12 protein-coding genes are annotated in these 12,916 nt (G+C 71.8%); 5 read left to right on the top strand and 7 right to left on the bottom strand.

Translation table 11 applies throughout. From position 1 onward, the window contains the following. Position 1: 1 nt before the first annotated feature. Complete coding sequence (locus ACWCP2_RS04680) at positions 2–1,573, bottom strand: alpha/beta fold hydrolase (RefSeq protein ID WP_450907119.1); 1,572 nt, start codon at positions 1,571–1,573, stop codon at positions 2–4. 12 nt (positions 1,574–1,585) lie between these two features. Beyond that, positions 1,586–3,151 carry an alpha/beta fold hydrolase gene (locus ACWCP2_RS04675; protein WP_450907118.1) on the bottom strand — a complete coding sequence of 522 codons (1,566 nt, stop codon included), beginning with the start codon at positions 3,149–3,151 and terminating at the stop codon, positions 1,586–1,588. A gap of 273 nt (positions 3,152–3,424) precedes the next feature. Here ACWCP2_RS04675 and ACWCP2_RS04670 point away from each other — a divergent pair, with 273 nt between their 5' ends. After that, positions 3,425–4,336 (top strand): DUF4436 family protein, encoded by a 912-nt coding sequence (locus ACWCP2_RS04670; RefSeq protein ID WP_450907117.1) that lies wholly within the window; start codon positions 3,425–3,427, stop codon positions 4,334–4,336. Positions 4,337–4,338: 2 nt separating this feature from the next. Here ACWCP2_RS04670 and ACWCP2_RS04665 read toward each other — a convergent pair whose 3' ends face one another. From ACWCP2_RS04665 to ACWCP2_RS04645, 5 genes are read right to left on the bottom strand one after another with little or no spacing between them, the layout of a single operon-like run. Beyond that, positions 4,339–5,046, bottom strand: a complete 708-nt coding sequence (locus ACWCP2_RS04665; RefSeq protein WP_450907116.1) for an ABC transporter ATP-binding protein — start codon at positions 5,044–5,046, stop codon at positions 4,339–4,341. After that, on the bottom strand, positions 5,043–5,777 hold the full coding sequence (locus ACWCP2_RS04660; RefSeq protein WP_450907115.1) for an ABC transporter ATP-binding protein: 735 nt from the start codon (positions 5,775–5,777) through the stop codon (positions 5,043–5,045). Before ACWCP2_RS04660 ends, ACWCP2_RS04665 begins: the two co-directional genes overlap by 4 nt. Then, positions 5,774–6,757 (bottom strand): branched-chain amino acid ABC transporter permease, encoded by a 984-nt coding sequence (locus tag ACWCP2_RS04655; protein ID WP_450907114.1) that lies wholly within the window; start codon positions 6,755–6,757, stop codon positions 5,774–5,776. Before ACWCP2_RS04655 ends, ACWCP2_RS04660 begins: the two co-directional genes overlap by 4 nt. Beyond that, on the bottom strand, positions 6,754–7,632 hold the full coding sequence (locus tag ACWCP2_RS04650; protein WP_450907113.1) for a branched-chain amino acid ABC transporter permease: 879 nt from the start codon (positions 7,630–7,632) through the stop codon (positions 6,754–6,756). The genes ACWCP2_RS04655 and ACWCP2_RS04650 overlap by 4 nt, the downstream gene beginning before the upstream one ends. A gap of 1 nt (position 7,633) precedes the next feature. After that, positions 7,634–8,809, bottom strand: a complete 1,176-nt coding sequence (locus ACWCP2_RS04645) for an ABC transporter substrate-binding protein (RefSeq protein ID WP_450907112.1) — start codon at positions 8,807–8,809, stop codon at positions 7,634–7,636. 298 nt (positions 8,810–9,107) lie between these two features. Here ACWCP2_RS04645 and ACWCP2_RS04640 point away from each other — a divergent pair, with 298 nt between their 5' ends. The 4 genes from ACWCP2_RS04640 (at position 9,108) to ACWCP2_RS04625 (ending at position 12,898) form a co-directional block, all read left to right on the top strand. Further along, complete coding sequence (locus tag ACWCP2_RS04640; RefSeq protein WP_450907111.1) at positions 9,108–10,757, top strand: carboxylesterase/lipase family protein; 1,650 nt, start codon at positions 9,108–9,110, stop codon at positions 10,755–10,757. 260 nt (positions 10,758–11,017) lie between these two features. Then, positions 11,018–11,725, top strand: a complete 708-nt coding sequence (locus tag ACWCP2_RS04635) for a tRNA-dependent cyclodipeptide synthase (RefSeq protein WP_450907110.1) — start codon at positions 11,018–11,020, stop codon at positions 11,723–11,725. Further along, complete coding sequence (locus ACWCP2_RS04630) at positions 11,715–12,434, top strand: hypothetical protein (RefSeq protein ID WP_450907109.1); 720 nt, start codon at positions 11,715–11,717, stop codon at positions 12,432–12,434. Before ACWCP2_RS04635 ends, ACWCP2_RS04630 begins: the two co-directional genes overlap by 11 nt. Further along, a complete protein-coding gene (locus ACWCP2_RS04625; protein WP_450907159.1) occupies positions 12,323–12,898 on the top strand; it encodes a cytochrome P450 in 576 nt (191 codons plus the stop codon). Before ACWCP2_RS04630 ends, ACWCP2_RS04625 begins: the two co-directional genes overlap by 112 nt. The last annotated feature ends 18 nt before the right edge of the window (positions 12,899–12,916 follow it).

The following is a 12,916-nucleotide window of genomic DNA, read 5'->3' as shown; positions in this document are numbered from 1 at the left end:
GTCAGGGGGCGATCTCGAATGCCGGGGGCTTGAGGTCCTTCAGGCAGGCGGTGTCCGGGGCCGTGGGGGTGTCGAAGAAGGAGACCGTGATGGCCTGTGCGCACTTCGACGCGGCGAAGACCACGTGGGCCTCGTAGGGGATCGTGACGACGGTGGCGTTGGGCAGGGTGCGGGCCACGTACGCCCCGTTGGAGGCCGCGGTCTGGGCGTCGAACCCGCCGGAGATGGCGAGGGTGGGGATGTCGCTGCGCGTGACGTCCCGGATGGAGGCGGGCGCCGCGGGGATGTTCCAGACGTCGCAGTCGGGACGCAGGGACGTGAGCAGCGGGGCCTGGGCCTGTACCGATGCGGGGAACGACGGATAGGTCGTCCGGCCTGCGCGCAGGGCGTCGGCCTGGGTCTCGTACGGGGTCCACTCGCTGCAGAAGACTCCGTAGACGAGCCCGTGGGAGAGCCGGCCGATGGCCTGGGGGCTGTACTTGCCGCCCGCCCACTGCTCGGCGATCCGCTGGGGTCTGCCGTGGGCCAGTTCGTCGAGGGCCCGCGGTACCTGGGGGGCTATGTGGGTGGCGGCGGTCATCCAGTCGACCAGGGCCCCGCCGTCCAGGGTGACCTTCACCCGCTTCCCGCTGTCGGGGAGGGTGACGGTGGTGGTGACGGGCTTGGCTTCGAGTTCGCGGACGAGGCGTTCGAAGGTGGCCGACAGGTTCGGATAGCGGCGGTTGCAGGCGGGCTGCTCCGCGCAGGCTTTGAACACGCCGTCGAAGCCCTGCTTGGCCGCGCTCCAGGTCACGGCCGAACCTCCGGTGGAGGGGGGCAGGATGCCGTCGATGCCGACCGACCGGATTCCCTGCGGGTGCAGGCGCATGGTGACGAGCGCGAGCTGGGTGCCGTAGGAGATGCCGAACAGGTTCCATTCCTTCAGGCCCAGCGCGGTGCGCAGGTCCGCGTAGTCCGCGGAGCTCTCGATGTCGTTGTAGGCGCTGAGGTCGGCCCCGGTCGCGGCCAGTTCGTCGCGGCAGGCCTTGGTGGCGGCGACGTGCTCGCGCTCGGTGGACGGCGCGCCGTGGACGAGGCCGGTCGCGCGTGCGTTGAACTCGTCGACGTTGCGGCAGGTGAGTGCCGGGTCGGCCGAGTACGTGCCGCGCTGGGACATGAAGATGACGTCACGGTCGCGGTTCAGGCCGCCGCCGATGGCCATCTTCGCCTCCCCGACGGCGTCGTCGCCGGGTCCGCCGGCGAGCCACACGATGGGATCGGGTTTCGGCTCGGCGGCCTCGGCCGCCACGATCGCGACCCCGAGGGTGATCTTCCGGCCGTCCGGCTTCGTACGGTTCTCCGGCACGGTGAGCGTGCCGCAGCGGGCTCCTTCGAGTTCGGCGACCGGGTCCGCCGTCCTGGGGCAGGGGCCGGGCGTGAAGCCGGCGTCGCCCACGGTGCGGGCGACCGTGCCGGTCGGCGCAGGCGTCTCCTCCCGCGCGCTCGCCGGCGCCGCGAACAGGCCGGCGAGGAGCACCCCGGTCGCCGCCGCGGCCGACCCGGTGCGCAGACGTCCTGTGTGTGACCGTGTCATCATTCCTCCCCGTCACTTCGGGGTGATCGTGAACGGTTCCCACCTCAGCCCCGCCACGCAGCCGGTGTCGGGAGCGGTCGGATCGTTGAGGAAGGACGCCAGCACCTTCTGGGCGCAGGGCGATTGCGGGACCACCCAGTGCCCGATCCCGGGTACCTGCACGGTGGTCGAACGGGACAGCGTGCGGGCCGTCCTGGGCGCCCAGCTCGCCCCGGTCTTCATGTCGAAGGTCCCGTTGATGAAGAGGACCGGTACGGAGCTGACGGTGGGCACCCGCACGGTGGCGGTGCGGTCGGGGACGTTCCAGATCCGGCACAGCTCGTCCTGGAAGGGCAGTTGGGGCGCCTGCGCCTGGGCCGACGGGGGCCATGCGGGGAACGCTTCGCGGCCCGCCTTCAGCACGTCGGACGTGGAATGCCCGGGCACCCATTCGGCGCACACCACCGACTGGGTCAGACCGTGAGCGGTCTGGCCGGACACCTCGGCCGAACCGGCGGCGCGTGCCTTGGCCAGGCGCTCGGGGTTGCCGCGGGCGAGTTCGTCGATCGCGGCCGGGAAGTCGGCGTACGGGATCGCCTTGGCGACCAGCAGGTTCACCAGCGCGCCTCCGTCGAGGACGACCTTCACCGGGTCTCCGCCCTGCGGCGGGCGGACGTTCAGCGTCAGCGGGTGTGCCTCCAGCTTCTGCACCTGCTCGTTGAGGGTGCGTTCGAAGTCCGGGTACCGGCTCTTGCAGCGGGGCTCGGCCGCGCAGGCCTTGTAGACGTTGTCGAGCCCCTCCCTGGCGTTGGCCCAGGCGAAGGGCAGGGAGACGTACGGGGCGGGGGCCGCCGAGTCGAGCGCCACCGCGCGGATCCCCTGGGGGTGCAGGCGCAGGTAGGTCAGGGCCAGGTTGCTGCCGTAGGAGTGGCCGTAGACGTTCCACTGCTTCAGGCCCAGTGCGGTGCGCAGGTCGGCGAAGTCGGCTGCGTTCTCGGTGCTGTTGTAGGCGCCGAGGTCGGTCCCGTCGGCCGTCAGGCGGTCGCGGCACTGCTTCACCGCGGCGGCCATGAGCCGTTCCGTCGCCGGCGCGTAGGAGGGCAGGCCCACGGACTTGGCGTAGAAGCGGTCCAGTTCCGGGCAGGCGAGGTTGGGCGTGTCGTAGAGGTTGCCGCGCTGGGCCATGACGATCAGGTCGCGGTCCCGGTTCAGGCCGGAGGAGACCAGGAAGGGGATGTCGTCGAACGTCTCGCCCCCGGGGCCGCCCGCCATGAACACGACGGGGTCCGGAGCGGGTTCGGCCGAGGCGGCCGGGATGACCGCCACGGCCAGCCCGATGGTCCGGCCGTCGGGACGGTCACGGTTCTCGGGGACTTCCAGGACCCCGCACCGGGCGGTGGCCAGCGCTTCGATCGGCTCGGGCGGTTCGGGGCAGGGGCCGGGTACGAACCGCGACGCGGCGGCCGTGGCGGGCGGGGTTCCGCCGGGTGCGCCGGTGGGCGGTGGTGCGGCACCCGCCGCGGTCGGGCCGAGGGCGGCCAGGAGGGCGAGGGTGACGCCGGCGACCGGCACGGCGACGTGGAAGCTCTGCTCAGCCATGTGATCCCGTTCCTCTGCCGATCGACGGCTGCCCCGCCGGGCTGTGCCGCGGCGGCGCGGTCGGAACGCACATGTCCCACGATAACGGGTGATACGGAGACACACAACGAGGGAAGGTGACCCCCGGCGTCCGGCCGCCGGCGACACGCTCACCCGGATGCCGCCCCGGATGCGGTGCATTGGCGACCCGGTCGAGGAGGATCGCACCGCGGCCGCCGCGCCCCCGGCCGGACGAGCCACTCCCCCTCGCTCCCCCCTCTCGCCGGAGTCACCATGGCCCCACCCTCGGACCTGCCCTCGGCCCCGCCCTCGGCCCCGCCCCGCCCGCACCGCTCCGGGTCGTCGATGCTGCCCTTCCTGCTTCCCCTCGCGTTCCTGATCCTCGCGGCGGTGGCCGTGGGTTCGTGGCTCCAGTTCAGCGAGCGGCAGCTGATCGACAGGGTCCACACGGCCGGATCGACGGCTCGTGACCGGGTGGACGTCCAGGCCGCCGTCCAGCGCGTCGACGCCTCGGCCAGAGAACTGGTGCTCCGGGTCCGGGTCACCCCGCGCGGCGCCTTCGGCGAGGCGGACGGGACCGCCCCGGTGGCCGGTCTCAGCCTCCAGACCTCCCAGGCGACCCTCGGCGACCTGGACTTCACGGCGCACGAGCGGATCACGACGAAGGACCTGCAAGTCGCGCTCACCGACGGGTCGATCGGCGACTACCCCTTCGACTCCTACGAGACGGACATCGGGTTCTGGGCCCAACTGGGCGGAAAGGAGGTGCCGGTGCGTCTGCTGTTCTCCAACAACGACACGCTCTTCTCCGTCGCCGCGACCCCCGTCGGCTCACCCCAAGAGGCCGCCCTGGGCGTGAAGTTGTCCCGGTCGGCCAGCCTGCTCGCCTTCACCGGCTTCATGATGATCGTGATGTGGGCGCTGGCGGCGTCCGTGCTCCTGGCGACCTGGTACCTGACGACGCGCCGCCAGGGCCTGGTCTGGCCCGCCCTCGCGTGGATGGCCGCCACCCTCTTCGCCCTGTCGGCGTTCCGCAACACCGCTCCCGGCACGCCCCCGATCGGCTGCGTGCTGGACTGGTTCGCCTTCCTGTGGGCCGAGACCATCATCGCCCTCTGCCTGATCGCCGTGGTCGTCACCGGCGTCCGCACCGCCCTGCGGGCGGACGACACCGCCGGCGCCTGAACTCAGTCGACGCCCAGCAGGCGCCGCAGGTCCCCGGGGCGGGACGCGAGTTCCGCGGCGGCCGCCTGATGGACGACGACCCCCTTCTGCAGGACCGCCACGTTCCGGGCGACGGAGAGGGCCAGGCCCGGGTTCTGCTCGACCAGGACCACCGACATGCCCTGCGCCCCAACTTCCCGGATCACCTCGCCGACGTGGGCGACGATCGCCGGCGCGAGGCCGTCGGAGGGCTCGTCGAGGAGCAGGAGGCGCGGATTTCCCAGCAGGGCCCGGGCGATCGCGAGCATCTGCTGTTCCCCACCGGAGAGCTGGTCGCCGCGGTGCCCGAGCCGTTCGCCCAGCCGCGGCAGCAGGTCCAGGACGCGGGCCCTGGTCCAGGGGCCGCGCGCCGGGCGCCGCGTGGCGATCGTCAGGTGTTCGTCCACGGTCAGCGGGGCGAACACCCTGCGCCCCTGGGGGACGACGCCGACCCCGGCCCGGGCGATCACGTCGACGCGGGCTCCGGCGAGGTCCCGGCCGTCGAGGACGACGCTGCCCCCGGAGGGGCGGACGAGTCCCATGACGGTCGAGATGAGGGTGGTCTTCCCCACCCCGTTGCGGCCGAGGAGGGCGAGGGTCGCGCCCTCCTCGAGGTCGAGGTCCACACCGTCGAGGACGATGCCCCCGGCGTAACCGGAGCGCAGTGCGCGCAGGCGCAGGAGCGGGTTCACGGGGTGACCTCCATGGTGGTGCCCAGATAGGCGGCCCGGACCTCGGCGCAGGCGCGCACCTCGTCCGGGGTGCCGGTCTTCAGGTGCCGGCCGAGGTGCAGGACCGTCACCGTGTCGGCGAGCGCGAAGACCATGTCGAGGTCGTGCTCGACGAGCAGGACGGTGACCTCCCCGGGCAGGGCGGCGATCAGCTCGGTGAGCCGCGCCGTCTCCGCCGGGGACATGCCGGCGGCCGGTTCGTCCAGGAGGAGCAGCCGGGGTTCGGTTCCGAGGGCCACGGCGACCTCCAGCTGGCGCCGCTCGCCGTGCGAGAGGGCGGCGGCCGGGAGTTCGTGCCGGGTGGACAGACCGACCCGGTCGAGCAGTTCGCGGGCCCGGACGGTCGCCGCGCCGCGCGAACCGGAGCGGCGCGTCACCGCGAGCAGTACGTTCTCCAGCACCGTCTCGCGCAGGAAGAGACTGGAGTGCTGGAACGTCGCCGCCACGCCGAGTCCGACGCGGCGGTGCACGGGCAGCCGGGTCACGTCCCTGCCGTCGACGAGGATGGTTCCGGCGGTGGTCCGCAAGGTGCCGGAGATGAGGCCGAACAAGGTGGACTTGCCCGCGCCGTTCGGGCCGATGATCGCGTGCCGGGCCCCCGGACGCACCGTCAGACCGACCTCGTCCAGGGCGCGGAAGGAGCCGAAGTGCCGGGACACCCCGCGCAGTTCCAGTACGCCGTGAGCTGTCATGCCGTCCTCTTCCGGGTGGGTCCGTGCGGGATCCGTACGCCGGCCAGTCCTCGGGGCAGCACGTAGACGGCGATGACGAAGAGCAGTCCGAGCAGCAGGGGGCCGCGCCCGGCGACGGCTTCGAGGTTTCCGAGGTAGTCGCGGGTGAGCCAGACGAGCGCGGCGCCGGCGCAGGCTCCCCGCATCGAGCCGGAGCCTCCGACGACCACGGCCAGCAGGGCCAGCGCGGCGATCTCGAAGCCTGCGTCGCCGGGCGAGACGAACCGCTGGACCGAGACCCACAGGGCCCCGGCGGCGCCGGCGAGCGCCCCGGCGCCGCTGTAGACGGTCAGGGCGTACCGCTGGGTGGGGTAGCCGATCGCCCGCATGCGGGGTTCGTTGTCGCGGATGCCGCGCAGGGCGAGGGCGAACGCCGTCGAGTCCAGGCGGGAGACCGCCGCGAAGAGCAGCAGGAACACGGCCAGGACGTAGAAGTGGACGAGTCCGTCGAGTTCCAGGGCGGGCATGCCGGGCAGCGGTACGACGGGCGGGATGCCCGACATGCCGTCGGTGCCGTTGGTCAGGGACTTCCAGTTGACGGCGGCGCTGTGGACGATCTCGCCGATGGCCAGGGTGAGCATGATGAAGACCACGCCGCGGGCGCGTACGGCGAGCCAGCCGGTCACCGCGGCCACCAGCGCGCAGACGCCTGCGGCGATGAGGAGCTGGAGCGGTCCGATGTCGCTGATCCGTGTCGCCACGATCGCCGCCGTGTAGGCGCCGACGCCGAAGTAGGCGGACTGGCCGAGGGTCGCCAGACCGGTCAGACCGGTGAGCAGGTTGACGCTGAGCGCGAGGAGGGCGAACACCAGGATCCGCGACAGGGTGGCGACGGCGTACGGGCCGAGCACGAAGGGGGCCAGGGCGAGTCCGGCGGTGACGGCGGCCGCCGGCAGCCGGCGCCGGATCGCGGAGCCGGCGCCCGGGATGGCGGCGCTCATGCGCGCACCGCCGGTGCGACGAGGCCCTGCGGGCGGACGACGAGGACGAGCAGCATGGTGCCGAAGAGGAGGAAGGGGGCGTACTCCGGGAGGAGGGCCACTCCGAGGGTCTGGACCTGGCCGATCAGGAGCGCTCCGGCGAGCGCGCCGCGCACCGACCCGGGGCCTCCCACGACCACGACGACGAGGGAGAGGACCAGCACGGTCTCGTCGACGCCCGGTCCGGGGCCGAGGATCGGGGCCCCGAGGACTCCGCCGACCGCGGCCAGGGCGGCGCCGGCCGCGAAGACCCCGTAGAGCACCTTGCGGATGTCGACGCCGAGCGCGCGGACCATGTCCCGGTCGGCGACGGTGGCCCGGACGAGGGCTCCGAGCGAGCTGCGCTCGAAGACGAGGTGCACGAGGAGGGCGAGTGCGGCCGCGACGGCGATGAACACCAGCCGGTGGACCGGGTAGGAGTGGCCGAGGAGGTCCACCGTGCCGCGCAGGACCGTGGGCGGGTCCGTGGGCAGGACGTCCGAGCCGAAGGCCGCGGCGAGGAGGTCGGCCACGACGAAGGTGATGCCGAGCGTCAGCACGGCCTGGTCCAGGTGCCCGCGGTGGGCCAGGGGCTGGGTGAGGAAGGTGAGCGCGGCCCCGCCCGCGGTGCCCGCCAGGGCGCCCGCCAGCAGTGCGAGGAGGAGACCGGTCAAGGTTCCGTCGGACAGGGCGTAGGCGACGTAGGCGCCGGCGAGGTAGAGGGTGCCGTGCGCGAGGTTGAGCACGTCCATCATGCCGAAGACCAGGGAGAGTCCGACCGCGATCGTGAAGAGCAGCAGTCCGAAGGCGACCCCGTCGACGATGCTGACGACGTTGCCGTCCAGCCATCGGGACATGTCAGCCGCCCAGTCTGCCGAGCTCGGAACCGACGGTGTTGACGCCCTGCTTGACCTCGCGCAGGTACCAGGGCTGGACGGGCGTCCCGGCGCTGTTGAACCGCCAGGTGCCGCGCGGGCTGTCGATGTCCCCCACCCGGGCGATGGCCGCGTTGACCGATGCGGAGGTGACGGTGGAACCGGCCGCCCCGACCGCCTTGTCGAGGACTTGCGCCGCGTCCCATGACGCCATCGCATAGGTGGTGGGGGCCGACCCGTAGGCGGCCGTGTAGGCCGGCGCGAACCGCTTGTTGGCGGCGTTGTCCAGGTCGGCGCCGTAGTTGAGCGCCGTGCGGATGCCGTTGGCCGCGTCTCCCTGGCCCGTCAGCACACCGCCTTCGGTGAGGAAGCCGGGTGCGTAGAGCGGGATCCTGCCGGCCAGGCCGAAGTCCCGGTACTGCTTGACGAAGTCGACGGCCGCGCCGCCGGCGTAGAAGCAGAAGACGGCCTTCGCACCGGACTTCTCGATCTGCGCGAGGTAGGGCTGGAAGTTCTTGGTGCCCGGGAAGGGCGTGTAGACCTCCTCCCCCGCGATCCTGCCGCCCGCGGGCAGGAAGGTGGACTTGAAGCCCTCCACCTCGTCCTTGCCCGCCTGGTATCCCGCGGCGATCAGGAAGACGCTTCCGCTGCCCGCCTGTTGGGCCACGTGCTTGCCGAGGGCCTTGCCCGGTTCGTCGTTGACGTACGAGGTGCGCCAGATGTACGTGGTCCCGGTGAGTGTCGTGGGCGAGGCGTTCGAGCCGACGAGGGGGACCTTGGCGGTCTCGAACAGGTCCTTGACCCCGTTGATGGTGGCCGAGCTGACCACGCCGCTGACGGCGAGCACCCGGTCCTGTTTGACCAGCTTCTCGGCCGCGGCCTTGCCCGAGTCGGCCGTCTCCCCCTCGTCCGCGATCACGATCTCCACCTCGCGGCCGCCGAGTTTGCCGCCGTGCTGGGCGACGTAGAGCTCGAAGCCCTGCTTCATGTCGTCGCCCAGCGCCTTGTAGGTCCCCGACCGCGGGACGAGGAGCCCGATCTTCACGGGCCCGTTCGACTCACCCTCGCCGGCCCCGAGGCCGGCACCTCCACATGCCGTGGCCAGCAGGAGCGCCGTCGATGCGGCGACCAGACCAACGGGACGAACACGACCTGCCATGGGAACTCCGTACGTAGTCAACCCACCCTGAAGGGAGGGATGTTGCTGATGGGGGTCCGCCTTGGGGAGTCCCAGGCGCAGAAGGGTCCGGCGCTCAGGGAAGACCTGGCCTCCGGTCGAAGTGACACGTGTCTATCGCGTTTTTGTGACGCCCGTCAAGGTCGCACAAGATCCACGATCCCACCCGCCCGGCACCCCTTGACGCGCACTCCACGTATAGCGCAATACTGACCCTCGCCAAATTGGCGCTACATACATTCCGGCGACGGGCACACGATCAGCCAGGGAGTGAAGCACCATGACCGACGATCCATCGCGGCGCAAAGTCCTCAGGAACACCGGGGTGTTGACGGGCGCCGCACTGCTCTCCGGGGCGACGGGCGGGCGCGCGGCACAGGCCGCCCCGCGCACGGCCCCAACCACGGCCGCGGCCCCACCCGTCGTGGAACTGCCCTCGGGCCGGCTGCTCGGGGGGACGGAAGGGGGGCTCTCCGTGTTCAAGGGGATCCCCTACGCGGCGCCGCCGGTCGGCGCCCTGCGGTGGCGGCCGGCCCGGCCCCACCCCGGCTGGCAGGGCACGCGCGACGCGACCGCCTTCGGCCCGAGCGCCCCGCAGCCCTACCGGGAAGGGGGCGACCAGGTGCTCGGCACCCACGGCTCGCCGCCCTTCGACGAGGACTGCCTCACCCTCAACGTCTGGACGCCGGGCACCGACGGCGCCAAACGGCCGGTCATGGTGTGGATCCACGGCGGCGGCTTCGTCTCCGGGTCCGGATCGGTGCCGGGTTACTCCGGCGAGACCTTCGCGCGCGACGGCGACCTCGTCGTCGTCACCATCAACTACCGTCTCGGGCCTCTGGGTTACCTCTACTTCGGCGAGGACGGGGCCGGCGGGAACTTCTGGCTCACCGATCAGCTCGCCGCCCTGCGCTGGGTACGGGACAACATCGCCGCGTTCGGCGGCGACCCCGACGACATCACCCTCGCCGGCCAGTCCGGCGGCGCGCTGTCGGTCGCGGCGCTGGCCGGCTACCGCACCCCCCGGCCGGCGGTCCGCCCCCTGTTCCGGCGCGCCATCCTGCAGAGCCCGCCGCTCGGGCTGGAGATCCCCACCCGTACCGAATCCCTGGAGCGCACCGCCGCCTTCCTGGACATCCTGGGTGCCCGGGACGTGACGGAGCTGCGGGCCCTGCCCTGGCAGCGCCTGATCGCCGCCACCTTCGAGATGTTCGGGCGCACCGGGCGGTGGGGCTACTGGTCGACCCCGTTCCTGCCGGTGCTCGGCGGGGTCACGCTGGACCGCGACCCCGCCGAGCTGCTGCTCGGGGGTGCCGGGGCCGACATCGACGTCCTGATCGGCTGGACCAGGGAGGAGGCCAACTTCGCCTTCGCACTGAGCGAGCCGTACGCCGGCGCGACCCGGGAGCAGGTGGTCGCCAGGGCGCGGGACACCTTCGGGAACCGCGCGGAGCAGGCGTACACCGCGTACGAGGAGGCCCGGCCGGGCGCCCGCCCCGTGGACGTGCTGATGGACCTGATCACCGACGAGCTGTTCCGCATGCCCGCCGTGGCGCTGGCCGAACGGCGGGCGGCCCGCGGACGTCCGCTCTGGGCCTACCAGTTCAGCCTTCCGACACCCGCGCACGGCGGCCGGCTCGCGGCCGCGCACTGCCTGGAACTGCCGTTCGCTTTCGACAACTTCGACAAGTGGTCGCAGGCGCCCTTCCTCGCCGGGCTGGACCCCCGGGTCTGCGACGGTCTCGCCTCCACGATGCACGCGGCGTGGATCTCCTTCATCCGCACCGGCGACCCCAACCACCGCCCCATGCCGCGCTGGGACCGCTACGACCAGGACACCCGCACGACGATGATCCTCGACTCGGTCACCACCGCCGTGAGCGACGTTTCGGGCTACTGGCGGCGCCTGCACCAGTCGGCAGGGCGGTAACCGGTCAACTTCCGGGGGTCGCCCCGACGGGGCGGGCGGCCCCCCGTACGTACCGCGGGGCGGTTCGCCGAGCACATCCCGCAGCCGCCGAAGGGCATACGCCCTGGTCGTAGCCCCGGGCAACTGTGATGTCCAGCAGGTGAGTTACTGGCCGGAAGGCATGGAACGGTGCGCATCGCTCCGGTACCTTTCCGTCACGTCGCCGCCACACCCGGGGCACAGGGCCCCACGGGACTTGCGGCGCGAAGGACCCGACCCTGTTGACGACACTGACCGAAGTCTTCACAGTCCGGCCGTACACCCCGCACTGCCAGGTGATCCACGCCGAAGGCGATCACGCCGTGATCGGCATCTCGCCCGGAAACAGCTACTTCTCCGCCCAGCGCGTCATCGACCTCGCTCACTGGGGCATGCGCAACTTCGCACAGGTCGATCTCATCTACACCGACCTGCACGTCGCCGACATGTACGAGGCACTCGGCTACGACGCCGACGAAGCCCGGCGCAAGGCGGTCAAGAACCTGCGGGGCGTCCGCGCCAAGGTCAACAACGCCGCGGCGGAAGCCGACCCCTCCGGCGAGCGGCTGCGTTCGCGGCCCATGTCGGCCCTCACGGACATCCCCGCGTACCGCGCGCTCCACACCCACCTGTACAACCTGCTCGACACCGACCCGGAATTCCGCAGCACCTGCAATTCCCTGGTCGACTCGTTCCTCTCCTCCAAGGTGCTGGGCGGCAAGACCGCCACCACCCGGCAGCGCGACGTCTGCCTGCAGTACGTCTGCGCCGAGGCGCCCCTCTTCCTGGACACCCCGGCCATCCTCGGGGTGCCGTCCTCCCTCAACTGCTACCACCAGCTCCTGCCGATGGCGGAACTGCTCTACTCACGCGGCTCCGGTCTGCGCGCCTCGCGCAACCAGGGACACGCCGTCATCACCCCCGCCGAAGGAGCACCCGATGTCCACTGACACCCTTCTCGACTTCCCGTTCTCCGCGCGCGGCGACCAGCTCCCGCACCAGGTCGAGGAGCTGCGCGACCAGCCGGTCAAGCGGGTCCGCACGATCGCCGGTGACGAAGCCTGGCTCGTCTCCTCCTACGAGCTGTGCAAGCTGGTCCTGGAAGATCCCAGATTCAGCCTCAAGGACACCTCGGCCCCCGGGGTGCCCCGCCAGTACGCGCTGACGATCCCGCCCGAGGTCGTCAACAACATGGGCAACATCACCGGGGCCGGGCTGCGCAAGGCCGTCCTCAAGGCGATCAACCCCAAGACCGACGGCCTCACCGACTGGATGCGCTCCCACGCCTCCGACCTGGTCGACGGGCTCCTCACCCACGGGGCCCCGGTCGACCTGCGCGGCCAGTTCACCAATCCGTACGCCGAGAACCTGCACTGCCGCATCCTCGGCATACCGCAGGCCGACGCCCCGCGGCTGGCGTCCAGCCTCGACATCGCGTTCATGAACTCGGCCTGCCCGTCACCGGCGCCAAGCTCAACTGGGACCGGGACATCGCCTATATGGTCGAGCGCCTCGACGACCCCACCACCACCGGGCTCGTCGCCGAGCTGGCGGCCCTGCGCCAGGACCCCCAGTACGCCCACCTCACCGACGAGATGCTCGCCACGGTCGGGGTCACCCTGTTCGGCGCCGGGGTCATCTCCACCATGGGCTTCCTGACGATGGCGGTCTTCTCCCTCCTCCAGAACCCGGACGTGTGGGAGCAGTTGCGGAAGGCGCCGGAGAAGATCCCGGCCGCCGTGGACGAACTCCTGCGGGTCAACCTCTCCATCGCCGACGGCCTGCCCCGCCTCGCCCTCGAAGACGTCACCCTCGGGGACGTCGAGGTGAAGAAGGGGGAGCTCCTCCTGGTGCTGGTCGAGGCCGCCAACACGGACCCGGCCGTGTTCAGCGACCCCCACGTCGTCGACATCGACCGGCAGAACGCCGCCACCCACCTGTCCTTCGGCGGCGGACCGCACTACTGCCCCGCCACCGCCCTCGGCAAGCGGCACACCGAGATCGCGATCGAGGTGCTCCTGGAGAAGATGCCCCGCCTCCAGCTCGCCGTGCCGGTGGACCAGCTCGTCTGGCGCACCCGGTTCATGAAGCGCCTCCCCGAGCGGCTCCCCGTCCTGTGGTAGCCGCCCGGTAGGCCGCAC

It is taken from the genome of Streptomyces sp. NPDC002104, assembly GCF_053593795.1.
Note: the sequence above shows the minus strand (reverse complement) of the source record. Positions and strands in the feature narration are given on the sequence as shown.

What these genes read in the sequence shown, in the direction of transcription:
- ACWCP2_RS04675 (WP_450907118.1), bottom strand. Translation starts at nt 3,151, where the DNA reads ATGGCTGAGCAGAGCTTCCACGTCGCCGTGCCGGTCGCCGGCGTCACC.
- ACWCP2_RS04650 (WP_450907113.1), bottom strand. Translation starts at nt 7,632, where the DNA reads ATGTCCCGATGGCTGGACGGCAACGTCGTCAGCATCGTCGACGGGGTC.
- ACWCP2_RS04660 (WP_450907115.1), bottom strand. Translation starts at nt 5,777, where the DNA reads ATGACAGCTCACGGCGTACTGGAACTGCGCGGGGTGTCCCGGCACTTC.
- ACWCP2_RS04630 (WP_450907109.1), top strand. Translation starts at nt 11,715, where the DNA reads ATGTCCACTGACACCCTTCTCGACTTCCCGTTCTCCGCGCGCGGCGAC.
- ACWCP2_RS04640 (WP_450907111.1), top strand. Translation starts at nt 9,108, where the DNA reads ATGACCGACGATCCATCGCGGCGCAAAGTCCTCAGGAACACCGGGGTG.
- ACWCP2_RS04655 (WP_450907114.1), bottom strand. Translation starts at nt 6,757, where the DNA reads ATGAGCGCCGCCATCCCGGGCGCCGGCTCCGCGATCCGGCGCCGGCTG.
- ACWCP2_RS04645 (WP_450907112.1), bottom strand. Translation starts at nt 8,809, where the DNA reads ATGGCAGGTCGTGTTCGTCCCGTTGGTCTGGTCGCCGCATCGACGGCG.
- ACWCP2_RS04680 (WP_450907119.1), bottom strand. Translation starts at nt 1,573, where the DNA reads ATGACACGGTCACACACAGGACGTCTGCGCACCGGGTCGGCCGCGGCG.
- ACWCP2_RS04670 (WP_450907117.1), top strand. Translation starts at nt 3,425, where the DNA reads ATGGCCCCACCCTCGGACCTGCCCTCGGCCCCGCCCTCGGCCCCGCCC.